General features: G+C 66.7%; 19 protein-coding genes and 1 tRNA gene. 7 read left to right on the top strand and 13 right to left on the bottom strand.

Annotated features, from left to right (window positions below; all coding sequences use genetic code 11):
- Positions 1 to 4 precede the first annotated feature (4 nt).
- The 5 genes from OK349_RS02050 (at position 5) to OK349_RS02030 (ending at position 4,524) form a co-directional block, all read left to right on the top strand.
- A complete protein-coding gene (locus OK349_RS02050; RefSeq protein ID WP_265116169.1) occupies positions 5 to 1,381 on the top strand; it encodes a nitrogen assimilation response regulator NtrX in 1,377 nt (458 codons plus the stop codon).
- Between the two features lie 267 nt (positions 1,382 to 1,648).
- Positions 1,649 to 2,131 carry an RNA chaperone Hfq gene (gene hfq / locus OK349_RS02045; RefSeq protein WP_372340530.1) on the top strand — a complete coding sequence of 161 codons (483 nt, stop codon included), beginning with the start codon at positions 1,649 to 1,651 and terminating at the stop codon, positions 2,129 to 2,131.
- A gap of 24 nt (positions 2,132 to 2,155) precedes the next feature.
- Positions 2,156 to 3,448, top strand: coding sequence for a GTPase HflX (gene hflX / locus OK349_RS02040; protein ID WP_265116167.1), 1,293 nt, complete (start codon positions 2,156 to 2,158; stop codon positions 3,446 to 3,448).
- Positions 3,445 to 4,095 (top strand): peptidylprolyl isomerase, encoded by a 651-nt coding sequence (locus OK349_RS02035; protein ID WP_265116166.1) that lies wholly within the window; start codon positions 3,445 to 3,447, stop codon positions 4,093 to 4,095. Before hflX ends, OK349_RS02035 begins: the two co-directional genes overlap by 4 nt.
- 75 nt (positions 4,096 to 4,170) lie before the next feature.
- A complete protein-coding gene (locus OK349_RS02030; protein WP_265116165.1) occupies positions 4,171 to 4,524 on the top strand; it encodes a WYL domain-containing protein in 354 nt (117 codons plus the stop codon).
- Here the strand turns inward: OK349_RS02030 and mazG are convergent.
- The 10 genes from mazG to OK349_RS01980 form a co-directional block, all read right to left on the bottom strand.
- Positions 4,511 to 5,299, bottom strand: a complete 789-nt coding sequence (gene mazG / locus OK349_RS02025; protein ID WP_265116164.1) for a nucleoside triphosphate pyrophosphohydrolase — start codon at positions 5,297 to 5,299, stop codon at positions 4,511 to 4,513. The genes OK349_RS02030 and mazG overlap by 14 nt on opposite strands.
- Positions 5,300 to 5,331: 32 nt before the next feature.
- Complete coding sequence (locus tag OK349_RS02020; RefSeq protein ID WP_265116163.1) at positions 5,332 to 5,949, bottom strand: retropepsin-like aspartic protease family protein; 618 nt, start codon at positions 5,947 to 5,949, stop codon at positions 5,332 to 5,334.
- Complete coding sequence (locus OK349_RS02015; protein WP_265116162.1) at positions 5,946 to 6,710, bottom strand: MBL fold metallo-hydrolase; 765 nt, start codon at positions 6,708 to 6,710, stop codon at positions 5,946 to 5,948. Before OK349_RS02015 ends, OK349_RS02020 begins: the two co-directional genes overlap by 4 nt.
- A gap of 9 nt (positions 6,711 to 6,719) precedes the next feature.
- Positions 6,720 to 7,499, bottom strand: coding sequence for a TatD family hydrolase (locus OK349_RS02010; protein ID WP_265116161.1), 780 nt, complete (start codon positions 7,497 to 7,499; stop codon positions 6,720 to 6,722).
- Positions 7,496 to 9,049, bottom strand: a complete 1,554-nt coding sequence (metG, locus tag OK349_RS02005; protein ID WP_265116160.1) for a methionine--tRNA ligase — start codon at positions 9,047 to 9,049, stop codon at positions 7,496 to 7,498. The genes OK349_RS02010 and metG overlap by 4 nt, the downstream gene beginning before the upstream one ends.
- Positions 9,050 to 9,181: 132 nt before the next feature.
- Entirely contained in the window at positions 9,182 to 10,165 is a 984-nt protein-coding gene (locus tag OK349_RS02000; protein WP_265116159.1) for a DNA polymerase III subunit delta', read from the bottom strand.
- Positions 10,162 to 10,785: a dTMP kinase gene (tmk, locus tag OK349_RS01995; RefSeq protein WP_265116158.1), complete on the bottom strand. Its 624-nt coding sequence runs from the start codon at positions 10,783 to 10,785 to the stop codon at positions 10,162 to 10,164. Before tmk ends, OK349_RS02000 begins: the two co-directional genes overlap by 4 nt.
- Positions 10,782 to 11,960: a D-alanyl-D-alanine carboxypeptidase family protein gene (locus OK349_RS01990; protein ID WP_265116157.1), complete on the bottom strand. Its 1,179-nt coding sequence runs from the start codon at positions 11,958 to 11,960 to the stop codon at positions 10,782 to 10,784. The genes tmk and OK349_RS01990 overlap by 4 nt, the downstream gene beginning before the upstream one ends.
- A 28-nt stretch (positions 11,961 to 11,988) precedes the next feature.
- Positions 11,989 to 12,828, bottom strand: a complete 840-nt coding sequence (locus tag OK349_RS01985; RefSeq protein ID WP_265116156.1) for an SPOR domain-containing protein — start codon at positions 12,826 to 12,828, stop codon at positions 11,989 to 11,991.
- Between the two features lies 1 nt (position 12,829).
- A complete protein-coding gene (locus tag OK349_RS01980; RefSeq protein WP_265116155.1) occupies positions 12,830 to 13,882 on the bottom strand; it encodes a lytic murein transglycosylase in 1,053 nt (350 codons plus the stop codon).
- Positions 13,883 to 14,150: 268 nt separating this feature from the next.
- Between OK349_RS01980 and OK349_RS01975 the strand changes: the two genes are divergently transcribed.
- Positions 14,151 to 14,240: transfer RNA gene (locus OK349_RS01975), tRNA-Ser, on the top strand.
- Between the two features lie 7 nt (positions 14,241 to 14,247).
- On the opposite strand, the gene OK349_RS01970 is transcribed toward OK349_RS01975, so the two are convergent.
- From OK349_RS01970 to OK349_RS01960, 3 genes are all read right to left on the bottom strand, one after another.
- Positions 14,248 to 14,988, bottom strand: a complete 741-nt coding sequence (locus OK349_RS01970) for a hypothetical protein (protein ID WP_265116154.1) — start codon at positions 14,986 to 14,988, stop codon at positions 14,248 to 14,250.
- Between the two features lie 169 nt (positions 14,989 to 15,157).
- Entirely contained in the window at positions 15,158 to 15,631 is a 474-nt protein-coding gene (locus tag OK349_RS01965; protein ID WP_265116153.1) for a hypothetical protein, read from the bottom strand.
- A gap of 456 nt (positions 15,632 to 16,087) precedes the next feature.
- Complete coding sequence (locus tag OK349_RS01960) at positions 16,088 to 16,291, bottom strand: hypothetical protein (protein ID WP_265116152.1); 204 nt, start codon at positions 16,289 to 16,291, stop codon at positions 16,088 to 16,090.
- 166 nt (positions 16,292 to 16,457) lie between these two features.
- On the opposite strand from OK349_RS01960, the gene OK349_RS01955 reads away from it, so the two are divergent.
- Entirely contained in the window at positions 16,458 to 16,862 is a 405-nt protein-coding gene (locus tag OK349_RS01955; protein ID WP_265118509.1) for a hypothetical protein, read from the top strand.
- Positions 16,863 to 16,935: the final 73 nt, after the last annotated feature.

The raw sequence follows: 16,935 nt of genomic DNA, 5'->3' as shown, positions 1-16,935 counted from the left end.
GCGTATGACGTTGGACATTCTGGTCGTCGACGACGAGAGCGACATCCGCGAGCTGGTCGCGGGCGTGCTCGAGGACGAGGGCTATGAGACGCGTGGCGCGGCGGACAGCGACGCAGCGCTCGAGGCGATCGCGCAGCGGCGGCCGAGCCTGGTGCTGCTCGACGTGTGGCTGCAGGGATCGCGGCTCGACGGGCTCGAACTGCTCGACGAGATCAAGCGGCGCGACGCGTCGATCCCGGTGCTGGTGATCTCGGGCCATGGCAATCTCGACACCGCGGTGGCGGCGATCCGGCGCGGCGCATCGGATTTTATCGAGAAGCCGTTCGAGGCCGAGCGGCTGCTGCTGCTGGTCGAACGCGCGACCGAGACCGAGCGGCTGCGGCGCGAGGTCGCCTCGCTGCGCGCCAGCGTGGGGCGCGAGACCGACCTCACCGGCAATTCGGGCTCGATCAACGGAGTGCGCGCGACGCTCAAGCGCGTGGCGGCGACGGGCAGCCGGGTGATGATCACTGGCGGGCCGGGCACCGGCAAGGAAGTCGCTGCGCGGCTGCTCCACGAATGGAGCAACCGGGTCACGGGGCCGTTCGTGATCGTCAGCGCGGCGCGGATGACGCCCGAGCGGGTCGAGGAGGAGCTGTTCGGGGTCGAGGATGGCGATCTGGTCCATCCCGGGCTGCTCGAGCAGGCGCATGGCGGCACGCTGTTCCTCGACGAGATCGCCGACATGCCGATGGCGACGCAGGGCCGCATCCTGCGCGTGCTGACCGAGCAGAAGTTCAACCGCGTCGGCGGACAGCGCCAGGTCAAGGTCGATGTCCGCGTGGTCTCAGCCACGGCGCGCGACCTGATGGAGGAGATCGGTGAGGGGCGGTTCCGCGAGGACCTGTTCTACCGGCTCAACGTCGTGCCCGTCGCGATCCCCCATCTGACCGAGCGGCGCGAGGACATCCCGCCGCTGGTCGAGCATTTCGTGGCGCATTACGCCAATGAGCGCCGGGTACCGACCCCCGAGGTCGCGCCCGATGCGATGGTCGCGCTGCAAAGCTATGAATGGCCGGGCAATGTCCGCCAGTTGCGCAACGTGGTCGAGGCAACGGTGATCCTCGCGCCGGGGGACCGGATCGGGCGGATCGACATCGACATGCTGCCGACCGAAGTGCTCGGCCGGCGCAGCGGCGAGGGCGATGGCGCCGGCGCGACGGCGATGATGGGCGCGCCGCTAAAAGAAGCGCGCGAGACGTTCGAGCGCGAATATCTGCGCATCCAGATCCGGCGCTTCTCGGGCAACATCTCGCGCACCGCACACTTCATCGGCATGGAGCGTTCGGCGCTGCACCGGAAACTCAAGCTGCTCGGCATCCACGAGGGCCGCGAGGAATAGGTCTTTCCCTCTCCCATTGGGAGAGGGAGGGAGCGCCGAAGGCGCGGAAGGGTGAGGGCGATTCATGTTGACGCGTTGACGCGCGTCGCCCTCACCCTCCCACTCGCTGCGCTCGCGGGCCCCTCCCTCTCCCGATGGGAGAGGGCAATGCTATAGACCTTCGTACCCCGACGCCCTACATTGCCGTACGCGCCTCGGGTGGCGCGCTCCGACGCCGGGAAACGGCGCCATTGCGGGAAAAATTCCGCCAAGAACAGGACCGTAAATATGGCCGACAAGCAGACCTCGCTCCAGGATCTCTTCCTGAACGCGCTCCGCAAATCCAAGACCCCCGTCACGATGTTCCTGGTCAAGGGCGTCAAGCTCCAGGGCATCGTCACCTGGTTCGACAATTTCTCCGTGCTGCTGCGCCGCGACGGCCAGTCGCAGCTGATCTACAAGCACGCCATCTCGACGATCATGCCTTCGGGCTCGGTCGATGTCGCGTCGATCGTCGACGCCGTGCCCGAGAACGCCTCCAAGAACCCGGTCCTGCAGGAGATTTTCCTGAACGCCGTCAAGCGGCAGCAGGAGAATGTGACGATGTTCCTGGTCAACGGCGTGATGCTGCAGGGCGGGATCGCGGCGTTCGACCTGTTCTGCATGCTGCTCCAGCGCGACGGGGTCTATCAGCTGGTCTACAAGCACGCGGTGTCCACCATCCAGCCGGCGCATCCGCTGAACCTCGCCGACGACGGCGAGGAGGCGTGAGGGGCGGACCCGCCTAGGCAACCCATGAGTACTGGCTTCGATCGCGACCAGGACGAGTTTGCGCGCGGTGCACGCGCGGTCGTGGTCTATCCCGACCTCGGCGGCAGCACGCGCGACGCCGAGGCGCGGCTGGAGGAGACCGCTGGCCTCGCGCTCGCGATCGGCGTCGAGGTGGTCGAGCGCGTGCCCTTGCGCATCCGCGCGCCCAAGCCAGGCACGCTGATCGGATCGGGTCAGGTCCAGGCGCTGGCCGAGACGGTGCGCGACCGCGAGCTGGGGCTTGCCGTGTTCGACGCGGCGCTGACCCCGGTGCAGCAGCGCAATCTGGAGACCGGGCTCGGCTGCAAGGTGATCGACCGCACTGGTCTGATCCTCGAGATCTTCGGCGAGCGGGCGCGAACGGCCGAGGGCCGGCTGCAGGTCGAGCTCGCGCATCTCGACTATCAGGCGGGCCGGCTGGTGCGCAGCTGGACCCACCTCGAGCGCCAGCGCGGCGGCTTCGGTTTCCTCGGCGGCCCGGGCGAGACGCAGATCGAGGCCGACCGCCGGCTGATCCGCGACCGGATGGCGCGGCTGAAGCGCGAGCTCGAATCGGTCAGCCGCACGCGCGGGCTGCACCGCGGCCGGCGCCAGCGTGCGCCGTGGCCGGTGATCGCGCTGGTCGGCTATACCAACGCCGGAAAGTCCACGCTTTTCAATCGCCTGACCGGCGCAGACGTCATGGCGGAGAACCTGCTGTTCGCGACGCTCGACCCGACGCTGCGGCAGATCTCGCTGCCCGGGATCGACAAGGCGATCATCTCGGACACGGTGGGCTTCGTCTCCGCGCTGCCCACCCAGCTCGTCGCGGCGTTCAAGGCGACGCTGGAGGAAGTGGTGTCGGCCGACCTGCTGATCCATGTCCGCGACATCGCGCATCCCGACAGCCAGGCGCAGAAGGACGATGTCGAGCAGGTGCTGGGCGAGATCGGAGTCGATCCCGCCACACCACGGTTCGAGGCGTGGAACAAGCTCGACCTGATCGACGGCGAGCGCCGCGACGAGCTGCTCGCCGAGGCGGCGAAGCGCGAGGATGTCGTGGCGGTGTCGGCACTGAGCGGGGAGGGGATCGCTACGCTGATCGACAAAGTCGCGGGGCTGCTCACCCAGGGCCACCGCCGCTACACGATCACGCTCGACCCGAGCGATGGCGCCGGCGCGGCATGGCTTCACCAGCATGGCGACGTCGTCGAGCACTGGATGGACGGCGACCGCGCCATCTATGAAGTGCGGATGGCGCCCAAGGATCATGAGAGGTTCGAGGTTCGGGGCGGATGACGTTGAAACGTCGTGCGTTTCTTGTGCTGGCTGGTGCCGCGCTGCTCGCCGCCGCGCCGCCCGAACCCGCGACCGTCCGGGTCCGGCTGGTGACCTCGGCGGGGAACATCACGCTGGCGCTGGATGCACGGCGCGCGCCAAGGACGGTCGCCAATTTCCTGCTCTATGTCGACGACGGGCGGCTCGAGGGAACGACCTTCTACCGCGCGGCGCGGCGCAAGGGCGATCCCAAGCTGGGCTTCGTCCAGGGCGGGATCGGCACCGATGCCCGGCGGATCTTGCCGGCATTGCCGCTCGAGTCCACCAGTCGCACCGGCATCAAGCATCTGAGCGGCGCGATCTCGATGGCGCACGGGCTCGATCCCAATTCGGCGAACGGCAATTTCTCGATCATGGTCGGCGACAATCCCGCGCTCGACGCGCGGCCGGGCAATCCGGGCTTCGCGGCGTTCGGCAAGGTCGTGGGCGGGATGGATGTGGTGCGTCGCATCCTCGCGCTGCCCAGCGGCGGCGGGCGCGGGGTGATGCGCGGGCAGATGATCCTCAAGTCAGTCCGCATCCTGCGCGCCGAGCGGCTCGACGGCACACCGCGCCCGAGCGGGCGGCCCAAGCCATGGCTGATCAAGATGCCATGGCGGGACAACTGACCCAATTGTCAGCTTTTCCACCCGATCTGGCGATTTTTCCTTGCTGCAACGCAGCATCGTCGGCAGATTGTCGTGATGGATACCAACGGGGCCGACTCGCCGGCCAACCCGACGCCGATCGTGCTGGAGGGGATCGTCAGGCAGCTCTGCCTGACCGCGATCTATAACCGCACGCGCATGGTGCTGGCACCGCACATCCTGTACCAGCGGGGCGGGGCGCTCTATGTCGACGCGCAGGTCGTGTCGCGCGATTTCGTGATCCCGCGCGAGGAGAAGATCGGCACGTTCAAGATTGACGGGCTCAAGGGGCTGACGCTAACCGAGCGCAGCTTTGCGATCAGCAAGCTGTTCGAGCCGGAAGCCGAGAAATATGCCGGAACCGCGCTGATGGCGGTGGACCCCAACGCGGTGGCGGTTAGCGCCGCTTAGCGGCTATCCACAATTCCTCCTTCGCGTCGAGCGAGAGTCCGGCGAAGGCATCGCCAGCCTCGGCTTCCATCGATCGGAATCGGCGCTCGAACTTGGCGTTGGCCGCACGCAAGGCCGCTTCCGGATCGATGCCCAGTTTGCGCGACCAGTTGACCACGGCGAACAGCAGGTCGCCGATCTCCTCGGCGCGCTCGTTGTCGTCCGCGTCCTCGACCTCGGCGAGTTCCTCGTCGATCTTGGCGCGCGCGCCGCTGGGATCGGGCCAGTCGAAACCAGTGCGCGCGGCGCGCTTCTGGAGCTTTTCGGCGCGGGTGAGGGCGGGGAGGCCGATCGCCACGCCGTCGAGCGCGCCCGCCGCCCCCTTATTCCCCCGCTCCGCGGCCTTGATTTGTTCCCACAGATGATGGCCGCCCTCGACCGCGCCGCGGAAAATGTGCGGGTGGCGGCGTTCCATCTTGTCGCAGATGCCGGCGATGACGTCCGCCAGCGCGAAATGTCCGGCTTCCTGCGCCATGCGGCTGTGGAAGATCACCTGGAGCAGCAGGTCGCCAAGCTCGTCCTTGAGGTCGGGCATGTCGTGGCGCGCGATCGCGTCGGCGACCTCATAGGCCTCCTCGATCGTGTACGGCGCGATCGTCGCGAAGGTCTGGACGGTATCCCATTCGCAGCCAGTCACTGGATCGCGCAGCCGCGCCATGATCGCCATCAGCCGCTCGATGCCGGGGGGCTCGATCGCGGCGAATTGGATTGCGGGGGAGTCCTCCCGATCACTCATTCCGTAAGTCCGATAATATACATTATGTTAAATCACACTGTGGTTCGCGGTTGCGGCTCGAGGATCAGGACGTTCCCTTCCACCCGCCACGAACGCAGCCGCGACAGGAAGTTCATCCCCAGCACGTCGAGATCGCCGAAGCTCGGCGCAACGAACACGACGAGATCGTCGGTGCCGAGCGGCCCGACCTCGACTCGCTCGGCGCGTGCGCGGCGTGCCTCGACCATGCCGTTGGCCGTCGAGACGCGAACCGGCGCACCGCGGTCATAGTCGATGCCGGCGGCCTGCGCAGTGGTCGCGCTGATCGCGCTCACCGTGGCGCCGCTGTCGATCAACATCCGGCGTTCGATCCCGTTGATCGTCGCGCGCGCCCAGAAATGGCCGTCGGGCGACAGGCGGATGCGCACCGTCTCGCCCTCGGCGACCTGCGGCGCCTCGGACACGCCGATCTGCGCACCGAGCGTGTTGAGCTGATCGAGGATCGCGTGGCGGTTGACGACCAGGAGGTAGAGCAGACCGCCGATCACCGCCCAGCCGATGATTGTCTTGAGGATGAAGCCCAAGGGCAGCCGCCGGATGCTGAGCGAACCCAGCACCAGCACCAGAAACCCGACCAGCGCGACGAGCTGAACGATCTGCGATTCGTTCAAACCTGCATCTCCATGCCGTCATAGCCGGGCTCGACCCCGTGGGGCAGCTCGGCCAGCAGCCTTCTATAGTCCATCGTCTTGTCCATATGCACGAGGACGGTGTGACGTGCACCGCATTTGCGCGCCCAGGCGAGCGTCTGGGCAAGATGCGGATGGGTGGGATGCGGTTCGTGCCGGAGCGCGTCGGCGACCCACAGGTCGAGGCCGGTGTAGAGGCGTTCCATATCCAGTGTAAATTCATTGAAATCAGTCGCATATCCGACCGACTTTCCATCATGCTCGAAGCGCAGGCCGGCCGAGGTGATGCCGCCATGCGGCTGATCCACCGTGCGGACACGGATGTCGCCGATCGTCATGCCGTCGACGAGCAGGTCCATCGTCGCGGTCGCACGATATGGCCCCCCGCCTTCGAACACGTAGCGGAAGCGCTCGGATAGGCCACGTATCGTCGCCTCCGGCGCGAAACCAGGCACGGGTTCCCCGCGCGCATGCATCAGCTGACGCAGATCGTCGATTCCGTGGGTGTGATCGGCATGCTCATGCGTCCAGATCACCGCGTCGACATCGGCGACATTGGCGGCAAGCAACTGCTCGCGCATGTCGGGACTGGTGTCGACCAGGATACGGGTCGTTGCGCTCTCGACCAGGATCGAGGCGCGGGTGCGGCGGTTGCGTGGTTCGGCGGGATCGCATGCCCCCCAGTCGTCGCCGATCCGCGGTACGCCCGAGGAAGTCCCGGAACCGAGGATGCGGACCTTCACGCCCCCGCCCTACGCCAGGGTTTTCGTGAACAATTTGTGGAAGTTGGCGCGCGTCGCGTCGGCCAGCTCCTCGGGATCCTCGCCGCGCAGCTGCGCGAGGAAGCGGCAGGTATCGGCGACGAAGGCCGGCTCGCCGGTCTTCCCCCGGTGCGGAACGGGAGCGAGAAAGGGCGCGTCAGTCTCGATCAGCAGGCGATCGAGCGGCAGGCGGGCGGCGGTTTCCTGCAGGTCGCGGGCATTCTTGAAGGTCACGATGCCCGAGATCGAGATGTAGAGGCCGAGCGCCATCGCCTTGTCGGCAAAGCCGCCGCTGGCGGTGAAGCAATGGATCACGCCGGGATAGGCGCCCTTCCCCATCTCCTCGGCGAGAATGTTCGCCGTGTCCTGCTCGGCATCGCGGGTGTGGACGATCAGCGGCAGGCCGGTCTCGCGGCTCGCGGCGATATGGGCGCGGAAGCTCGCCTGCTGGCGCGCGCGGTCGCTGTGGTCGTAATAATAGTCGAGCCCGGTCTCGCCGATGCCGACGACGCGCGGATGCCGGGCGCGGTCGACGAGCTTGGCGGTGTCGATGTGCGGATGCTCGTCGGCCTCATGCGGGTGGATGCCGACCGTCGCCCAGACGTCCGGCTCGCGCTCGGCGGTGGCGAGCACCTCGTCCCATTCGCGCTCGCGCGTGGCGATGTTGAGCATCGCGACCACGCCGCTCTCGCGAGCGCGGGCCAGCACTTCGGGCTGCTGCTCGCCCAGCCCCTTGTAGTTCAAGTGGCAATGGCTGTCGGCGAGCCTCATACGGCCGCCTCCGCGAGCTCGAGCCGCGGGAACACGCCGGTCGGCGGTGCTAGGCGGAAGCCCGAGGACGTCAAGGCGTCGTACCAGCTCCTGTCCTCGAGGGCCGCATGGTCGCGCGCATCCTGACCGAGCTGATCGAGGATCTTGCCGGCGGATTCGGGGATCACCGGCAGCACGAGGATGGCGAGATCGCGGATCGCGCGGACCAAGGTGCCGAGCACGGCGTGCATCCGTTCGGGATCAGTCTTGCGCAGCGCCCAAGGCGCCTGGGCGTCGATATATTGGTTGCAAGCGAAGACGGCGCGCATCCATGCCTCGAGCGCCTGGCCGAGCGCGAGCGCCTCGAACGCCTCGCGGAACTCGCGGCCGGCGTCGGCAACCGCGATCAGCAGTTCGGCATCCGCCGCCTCGCCGCGGCCGTTGTCGGGCAGTTCGCCCTCGAGGTTCTTGGCGATGAACGCGAGGGTGCGCTGAGCCAGGTTGCCGAAGCTGTTGGCGAGGTCGGCATTGGCGCGGGTGACGATCGCCTCGTCGCTGAAGCTGCCGTCGCTGCCGAAATTGACCTCGCGCAGCAGGAAGTAGCGCAGCGCATCCACCCCGTAGAGCCGCGCCAGCTCCATCGGATCGACGACGTTGCCAGTCGATTTCGACATCTTCTCCCCGCGGTTGAGGATGAAGCCATGCGCGAACACCTGCTTGGGCAAGGCGATGCCGGCGGACATCAGGAAGGCCGGCCAGTAGACGGTGTGGAACCGGGTGATGTCCTTGCCGATCAGGTGCAGGTTCGCCGGCCAGTAATGTGCGAGCGCGCTGCTTGCGTCGGGATAGCCGATGCCGGTGAGATAGTTGGTCAGCGCATCGACCCAGACATACATGACATGGCCCGGCGCATCCGGCACCGGCACACCCCAGTCGAAGCTGGTGCGCGAGATCGACAGGTCGACCAGCCCGCCCTCGACGAACTTCACGATCTCGTTGCGCGACCGCTCGGGCCGGATGAAGTCGGGCTGTGCGGTATAGAGGTCGAGCAGCTTCTGCTGGTAGTTGGAGAGCTTGAAGAACCAGGTCTCCTCGGCGGTCCATTCGACCGGCGTTCCCTGGGGCGAGAGCTTGACGCCCCCTTCCCCCTCGGTCAGCTCCTTCTCCTCGTAAAACGCTTCGTCGCGGACCGAATACCAGCCCTCGTAGCGATCGAGATAAAGGTCGCCATTGGCCTCCATCGCCTTCCAAATCGCCTGGCTGGCGGCATAGTGATCGGGGTCGACAGTACGGATGAAGCGATCATATGAGATATTCAGGTCGCGCGCCATATCACTGAAATAGGCTGACATTTCATCTGCAAGCTGGCGCGCCGTCAGGTCGCGGGCGCGCGCGGTCTGCGCCATCTTGAGGCCATGCTCATCGGTGCCGGTCATGAACCGCACGTCGCGCCCCGCCTGGCGCTGAAAGCGCGCGATCGCGTCGGCGGCGATCATCTCATAGGCGTGGCCGATATGCGGCTTGCCGTTGGGGTAATGGATCGCGGTGGTGATGTAATAGGGTTCGGCCATGCGGGGGCTCTAGAGCAATGCGCGATCGGATAGAAGGCTCACCCTCACCCTTCCCACTCGCTACGCTCGCGGGCCCCTTCCCTCTCCCAATGGGAGAGGGAGGAGCGGCGAAGCCGCGGAGGGTGAGGGTGACTAGCGCGCCGCCAATCGCGCGAGGATGCCGCCCATCTCGAACACCGTCGCCTGCGCGTCGAGTGACTGAGCGAGCGCGAGCGGGCCGAGCTGCGCTGCCTGCTCATAGGCATCGAGCGCGTCGGCGAGGGCCCTTCCCTGCTTGCCCCGCGCCTCGGCGGCGATGAAGGCAGGGACGCGGGCGAGGAAAGCTTCGTAGCGCGGCTGCGCGGCCTTGGGCCCGAGCGTCTTGGCGAGGCGCGAGCGGATCATATTGTCAGGGTCGCCGCGCGCGGCGATCGCCGACATCTCGGTATCGAGCGTGGCGAGATCGAGCCCCGCGAAGCCCAGCGCCTTGCCTGGCGAGCCCCCGCCCGCCTTGACCAGCGCGTCGATCTCGGCCGCGCTGGCCTGGGGCAGTTCTGCGCGCAGCACCGCGCCCACCTCGGCGTCGCTCAGCGGATCGAAGCGCAACAGGCGGCAGCGCGAGCGGATCGTGGGGAGCAGCCGGCCCGGCGAATGGCTGACGAGCAGGAAGATCGTCCCCTGGGGCGGCTCTTCGAGATTCTTGAGCAGCGCGTTGGCGGCGCCGGGGCGTTCGACGTCGTCGATCGAGTCGATCACCACCACGCGACGCGCCGACATGCTCGGCTTGGTCGCGAACATCGGCCCCAGGCCACGGACCTGCGCGATCGGAATCGAGCGCGCGAGATTCTCGCCGGGCTTGTCGGGATCCTTGGGCAGCCGCGCCATCTCGCGATAATCGGGATGCGACCCAGCCTCGATCATCCGCCGTGTGGGATGATCCTCGGGCACGTCGAACTCGCCGGAGAGGTCCCCCTTCCCCGCCGCCTCTGCCAGCATGCGCATCGCCGCCTGGCGCGCGAAGCTCGCCTTGCCCACGCCCTCCGGTCCCGCGAACAACCAGGCATGGTGGAGCTGCGCGCCGGACATGGCAGCGCGGAACGCGGCCTTTGCCGCGGCATTGCCGGCAAGTGACGTCATGGCAGCAGGTCAGCGAGCGCGTCGAGAAGTGACGTCGTGACGTCATCCTTGTCGCGCGTGGCATCGATCACGCGGACACGATCGGGCTCGGCTGCGGCGATCCGGCGGAAGTGCGCGGCGACGGCAGTGTGGAAGTCCGGACCGCGCGCGCCGAACCGGTCGTTCGCGCCGCCGTCCCGCGCCAGCGCGCGCGCCGCCCCCGCCCCCTGGGGCAGGTCGAGGATGAAGGTGCGGTCGGGCAACAGGCCCTTGGAGCCGAAGCCGTGCAACGCCAGGATCGCGGCGTCGTCGATATCCTGCGCCCCCTGATAGGCGCGGGTCGAATCGATATAGCGGTCGCAGATCACCCAGCTGCCGGATTCGACCGAGGGGCGGATTAGCTTCTCGACATGATCCGCGCGCGCCGCTGCGAAAAGAAGGGCCTCGGCATGCGCGCTCCAGCGGTTGATCGCACCCTGCATCAGCAGGCCGCGGATCGCCTCCGCCCCTTCGGTACCGCCCGGCTCACGGGTCAGCACCACGGGGATGCCGCGCTGCTCCAGCGCCTCCGCCAGCCGGCGTGCCTGGGTGGATTTGCCGGCGCCCTCCCCGCCCTCGAGGCTGAGGAAGCGCCCTCTCACGCGAACAGCGACATGAGGCCGGCCCAGGCGCGGCCGAAGAAGCCCGCCTCACCGACATCTGCATCGGCAACCAGCGGCATGCGCTGCTCGGGCAGGCCGGGCGCGGTGACGACGAGATCGGCGATGTGGGTGCCGGCCTTGATCGGCGCCTTGATCGGGCCCTGATAGACGACCTTGGCGCTGAGCTGCGGGCTGGTGCCGGCGGGGATCGCAATGGCGAGGTCGCGCGGGGCGACCAGGCCGACCTCGGAGGCGTCGCCGAGCTGGACCTGCGCGGCGTCGACCTTGCGGCCCTTGCTCACCACCTTCTGCGAGGACCAGGCGCGGAAGCCCCAGTTCATGAACTTGACCGATTCGTCGATGCGCTGGTTGAAGCTGCCGAGCCCCGCGACGACCATCACAAGACGGCGGCCATTCTGCTGCGCCGAGCCGGTGAAGCCATAGCCCGCCTCCTCGGTATGCCCGGTCTTGAGCCCGTCGGCGCCCTGCACCTTGCCGAGCAGCGGATCGCGATTGGCCTGGGTGATCGGCGCGCCGCCCATGGTGGTGCCGAAAGTGAAGCTCTCGCGCGAGTAGAAGCGTTTGTAGAGGTCGGGATGGTTGGAAATCGTCGCCTTGGCGAGCTTGGCGAGGTCGCGCGCAGTAACATAGGTGCGCCCCTCGTCAGGCCAGCCGTTCGAGGTGCCGAAGCGGCTGTTCGACAGGCCGAGCTCCTGCGCCTTCTGGTTCATCAGGTTGACGAAGGCCGGCTCGGTCCCCGCGACCGCCTCGGCCAGCACGACGCACGCGTCATTGCCCGAAACGACAACGATGCCGTTGAGCAGATTCTCGACGCTGACCTTCTGACCCGGTGACAGGAACATCGTCGAACCTGCTGAAGGACCATGCCATTTCGCCCAGGTCTCTGGCCGCACATCGACCATCTGGTCGAGCTTGAGCTTGCCCTGCTTAATGAGGTCGAACGCGACATAGGCGGTCATCATCTTCGCCATCGAAGCGGGCGGCATGCGGCGATCGGCGTCCTTCGCATAGAGCACCGCGCCCGAGGAGAGATCCTCCATGAACGCGACCGGCGCCGCGGTCTCGAACGGCGGGGTCTGCGCTGCGGTCGGCGCGATGACAGTGGCCCCAACAAGAACAGAGGCGGCAGCGGAGGTAAGCAGGAACTTCTTCATGGATCTCTTCAAGTCCGAAAGCAGGGGTTCAGGGAACGGAAATCACGCGGGCATCGCCATAGCCACGTTTTGCGGCATCGGCACGTGCGCGTTCGGCGGCGGTACGGTTGGGGAACGGGCCGAGCTGGACGCGGTGAAGGCTGCCCGCACTGCGGACGGTGCCGCCGAGCTGCCCGGCGAGGGCGCGGGCGCGCTGGGCGTTGGACAGCGCGGCGACCTGCACGAACAGGCCGCGCGCGGCACGGGCTGGCTGGGTCTGTGCGGGTGTCTTTGCAGGCGGGGCAGCGCGGCGCGGCGGGCGCGGCTGTGCTGCGACGGGAGCGGGCTTGGTTTCGGCCGGAACGCGCTCGGCGAGCTGCTTGCGCAGGCCGACGAGCAACGCTTGCGGCGCATCGGCGCGCGTCGGCGCGGCCTGTCCGGTCGAGAGCAGCGCCGAATCCTGCGGCGTGACGGTCACCCGGCGGACGCGCACGGCCGGATTGCCAGTGACGCCGAGCTGCTTTGCGGCACCGCCGGACAGCTCCAGCAGCCCACGCCCCTCGCCGCGGACCTGCACCAGGATTGTTCTGCCGGTATCGAGCGCGGTGACCTCGGCGAAGCTGCCCGGCTGCAATTCACCGCTCAGCGCGAACACCCCCTCGCCCGCTCCCGCATAGCCGGCATAACCGACGCGATCGTAACGGTCTTCGCCGGGGCGAAGCTGCGAGGAGCCCTGCGGCCCCTCCATCGGCGGCGGCGCGCCCTCCCCGGCCGTTGCCGGCGGAAGCTGCGCCTGGGGCCCGGCATCGGCGACGGGCGCCGGCGGAAGCTCATCGAGACTCCCCCCGCTCCCGCTGCATGCGGCGAGCAGCGCCAATGGCAGGACCAAGCTAAAGTTCGACTTCATCGGCGAGCAACCCCACGGACAACGCATAGAAATTCGAGCAGTTATAGTCGAGGATCACGCGATAGTTTCCGGTGAGCAGATAGGCGGTCCTGCCCGGACCGTCGGGCTCGAGCAAGGTCGCCTGGATATTGGCGTCGGGCCAGCTTCCCGATTGCGGGACGATGCCGAGCGCGCGCCATTCGGCCATCGTCTTCCAGCCCGAATGCCGGTCGAACACGCGCCCGCAGCGCGGCGAGCTGGTGCGGTTGACGATCCGCGTGCGATCGAAGCCCGACGGTACGTTGACCGCGACGCCCCAGGGCTGGCCGGGCCGCCATCCGGCGTTGACGAAATAATTGGCGATCGACGCGAGCGTGTCCGCCTCGTTCGACCAGATGTTCGCGACGCCATCGCCATCGCCATCGCGCGCGAGGCGGAGATAGATCGAGGGCAGGAATTGCGGATAGCCGAACGCCCCGGCCCAGCTGCCCAGCAGCCGCTCGCGCGGCACGCCGCGGTCGACCATCTTCATCGTCGCGATGAACTCACCCGCGAACAGCGTGCGGCGGCGGCCCTCATAAGCGAGCGTCGCCAGGCTGCGCGGGAGGTCGAAACCGCCAGTGTAGCTGCCATAATTGGTCTCGTGCCCGAAGATCGCGACCATGATCGATTCGGGTACCCCCGTCTCGCGCTCGACGCGAGCGAGCAGCGGACGCAAGCGGCGATAGGTCGCGCGGCCGCGGCTGATCCGCGCGGCATCGACATGGCGCGCCTTGTAGGGCGCGAAACTGGGAATCGGCGCGTTGGGATTGGTGCCGCCGGGCTGGTCGCGGTCGAGCTCGACCACGCGCGGATTGTAGGTGAGCGTCGGGAGCACCCGGTCGAGCGTCCGCGCGCTCACCCCCTCGCGCAGTGCCTGCTGGCGGAGGGGGCCGTTGATATAGGCCTGGAACCCCGCCTCGTCCTGAGCTGCGGCGGGGGCACCTGCGAGCGTACACGCCGCAACCACCGTTCCCGCCAAACCGATACGCCGTAACAGGCCCTTGATTTCCCGCATTCCGCTTCTCTGCCACAGCGTTTCGCGGGCATGAACCCCCTGCTTGGCGAAAACGCAGGCCCCTTGCAGAAAACACGGCAAACGCCCAAAGGCGTGCCCCGGTGCGGAAGGGTGGCCGAGTGGTTTAAGGCAGCGGTCTTGAAAGCTGCTGGAGCTTGCCGTCGCAGGTGCAGGAATGGAGAAATGTTACAGCCGGTTAGCGACAGTCCGATTCGGGCGGTGGGTTCGCCCGTAAGCCTGTCGTAAGCTGCACGCCGGTGATCGGTATGGAAGAGTGTCCGAGTGGTTTAAGGAACTGGTCTTGAAAACCAGCGACGGTGCAAGCCGTCCGTGGGTTCGAATCCCACCTCTTCCGCCAACGCTAGCTATCTCGATGGCCCGTCTTCGCGGCCATCGGTGTAGTCCAATTGCATCTCCAGACCCATAATGAACTGCCCCCCAGGTACCGCCGCTCGCAACGCCGGGATGTCGCTACCCCCTTCTGCTTCCAGCATTTCGAAATGCGCTTCCAGTTGCGTGGCTGTCTGCTCCGAGATGCGCGCCATTATCCCTCGCAAGCGTAGCACCGGCTCATTGAGACGTAGCATCGTGTCAAATGCCAGCAATCTTAACCCGCAGACGGGCAGGCCGTAATCCATCTCATCCGTCGAAATCTTAGAGACGAGATTTCTTGGGGACGTTCCGCTGGGTATCAGAACTAAACTTCCCTCAAGATGAGCCGAGGAGGGCAAATTCAATACGCATCTTTCTGGGTCCGGTCGGAAAAAGCTAATGGTTCCGAAGATGGAGTCGCTGTTCCCTTGTCCATTCACTAAGTTCGGAATTTGCTCGTTCAAATGGCTGATTTTGTCTCTAAGGTGCTTCGCGCTCTGAAAGTCGTCGAGGTAGGATTGGACCTCCACGCTCCTCTCTTCATCCGTAAGCGATTTTAATATCTTCCGCACGACATGGACTTGGCTCACAATTGTCCAAGCATCCGAAAAAAGCAGCGCGCGAATATCGTATGGCGGCGCACCGACAAGATCGCTCAGGTGTTGGAACAACCTCCGATATGCGATTTCCATCTGGTCGTGCGCAAACACCAGCGTCTCAAGCCTGATACGCAAGTCAGGTGCGACTGCCGCTGGTAGGCGGCGCAGTTGGGAGTCGTGTGGTAACATATGGCTTACGACATGCTTACGCTTGCGACCATCGGGCATCAATGCGCAGCGGTTGAACTCGCTTAAGCGGGTCCAGCAGCAGCTATGATATTTGTCGGAGAAGGCTGGTTCGGCGCTAGACCTGAAAATACTCTGGATTTTCGCCCAAGGATTTCAGGACTGAACGGCACACGTGCAAGACGTCATGCTTCGTACCGTCCGGTGTCTCCACCACCACGGTCTCCGGCATATCCGACCAAGTCGTCCCATCCGAGAAGTACGAGCCATCGCTGAAGGCTGCGCCCTTGCCCCTCGTGAGATGCTCCGCGCGAAGTCCCACAAGCGCGGACTTCGGATGACGTATGAGTTCGACGTGCTTGCCCGCGTTCGCAATCGCCCGAACGGTATGGAACTCGGGAATGGTCGCCGAAATCTCGTCCGCCACCTCATGAGCTTTGCGGCCCCGGACATGGGCAACCACGTCAGCGAAATGGTACAGGATGATGCAGCTCGAAATCGCCAGTTCGTAGCTCGTCGGCTCAGCTTCGAAGCGACGACAGAGAGGTAGCGCGAGATCGCTTAGGTACACTTGGGGGTTCGAGAATGCCATCCGGCAGACATATCAAGCGGACGGCGCGAAAGCCACGCGGTCGTCAGCGGCGAGCCTGTCGGTAAGACCCGCCCCGCTCGCCCTGCGCGAACCGGTCCTCGTTCTCGCGGCACCCGTGGCCCGCACTGCACAGGCGCAGCCTGATCACGTCCTCGGACCAAAAAGGATCCCTGCACCTCATGCACCGCTGCCAGCCGACTCGCCTGACGACGCGAGGCGGGTGATGGTCGTGGTCAAGGACGGCCTCTCGCCGCGCGCAACCGTCGAACTCCCACGGCTGCGGCTCGGAGAAGCCCTTCGACAGCGGGTGCACCTTGGGCGGGGCTGGTGATGGGGCCACCTGCGCCGGGGCTGCTGCGACGGTGGGCGCGGCGGACGGTGCTGCGGGCTGCTCGCGTTGATTCAGCGGCTGCTGCCCGGCGCGCCAAGCTGCCAGCCACGCGGGGACCGACTGGCTCACCGCGCCCAAGCTCCGTCGCGGTGCCAGCGTTCGATGCCAGCCATGACCACCGGCATGTCGGCCGGGTCGTACTCGCCCGCCGCGATCCCGGCGCGCAGACCGTCGCTGAAGGCTCCGAGCGACCCGAACCAAAGCTCGATTGGCGAGGCGGGACTCCGAGACTGTTCCAGCTTCGCGACGCGCGACAGGAGGCTGCGCACCGCCACGTGGTCAGCCGCCGCGCAGCTTCGCAGCGAACGTCGGTCCCGCGCGGAGGAATCGCGAGGTAGGTCCGCGCGAACGCCGCTTCGGCGAGGTGGCGGCGGGTGAAGCCGTCTTGGATTTCGCGTTGCGTCGCCACCTCGCGGGCGTCTTGGCGGATGCGACCTGGCAACGGTCGCGGAGGGCTTGGCCCTGAGCTGGCTCGACGCCAAGACGGCAGACATTGTCGCCTCGCGCGCGATCTACGGCATTGCTGCCGAGTTCGACCTTTCAGAGCCGCTCAGCCGGGCCGCGACCCGTATGACGCAGTTGATCGGCGCCTTGCTCGGCACCATTCCTGACGCGCGCTTTGCCGATCGCGACGCCGTTGCCTTCATGCTGGCGGCCTTGCTGGGGGGCTCGGTGCGCGTGGTCATGGAGGGCAAGGGTTCGCAAGTTGATCTGGCATGCCTGCGTCGCGAACTGCCGCGTATGTGCCACGCCTATCTCGCAGCATCGCGTTCAGGCCATCACGAGGCCGCGAGCCTGCCAGATGCAGGTCCGCTTCCACGCATTGCGGGCCGATCGTAGCGCTACAGCGCAGGCATAGTGCTCATCATCATCGGGCATGGTCCGCCAACGCCAGCGAATGGCCCGCCATAGG

Source organism: Sphingomonas sp. BT-65 (assembly GCF_026107375.2).
Classification (GTDB): domain Bacteria; phylum Pseudomonadota; class Alphaproteobacteria; order Sphingomonadales; family Sphingomonadaceae; genus Sphingomonas.
The sequence above is the reverse complement of the archived record's forward strand: the minus strand, read 5'-3'. Positions and strand labels throughout refer to the sequence as shown.

Coding starts and splice junctions, on each gene's coding strand:
- OK349_RS02050 (WP_265116169.1), top strand. CDS start 5: ATGACGTTGGACATTCTGGTCGTCGACGACGAGAGCGACATCCGCGAG.
- hfq (WP_372340530.1), top strand. CDS start 1,649: ATGGCCGACAAGCAGACCTCGCTCCAGGATCTCTTCCTGAACGCGCTC.
- hflX (WP_265116167.1), top strand. CDS start 2,156: ATGAGTACTGGCTTCGATCGCGACCAGGACGAGTTTGCGCGCGGTGCA.
- OK349_RS02035 (WP_265116166.1), top strand. CDS start 3,445: ATGACGTTGAAACGTCGTGCGTTTCTTGTGCTGGCTGGTGCCGCGCTG.
- OK349_RS02030 (WP_265116165.1), top strand. CDS start 4,171: ATGGATACCAACGGGGCCGACTCGCCGGCCAACCCGACGCCGATCGTG.
- mazG (WP_265116164.1), bottom strand. CDS start 5,299: ATGAGTGATCGGGAGGACTCCCCCGCAATCCAATTCGCCGCGATCGAG.
- OK349_RS02010 (WP_265116161.1), bottom strand. CDS start 7,499: ATGAGGCTCGCCGACAGCCATTGCCACTTGAACTACAAGGGGCTGGGC.
- metG (WP_265116160.1), bottom strand. CDS start 9,049: ATGGCCGAACCCTATTACATCACCACCGCGATCCATTACCCCAACGGC.
- OK349_RS02000 (WP_265116159.1), bottom strand. CDS start 10,165: ATGACGTCACTTGCCGGCAATGCCGCGGCAAAGGCCGCGTTCCGCGCT.
- OK349_RS01990 (WP_265116157.1), bottom strand. CDS start 11,960: ATGAAGAAGTTCCTGCTTACCTCCGCTGCCGCCTCTGTTCTTGTTGGG.
- OK349_RS01980 (WP_265116155.1), bottom strand. CDS start 13,882: ATGCGGGAAATCAAGGGCCTGTTACGGCGTATCGGTTTGGCGGGAACG.
- OK349_RS01965 (WP_265116153.1), bottom strand. CDS start 15,631: ATGGCATTCTCGAACCCCCAAGTGTACCTAAGCGATCTCGCGCTACCT.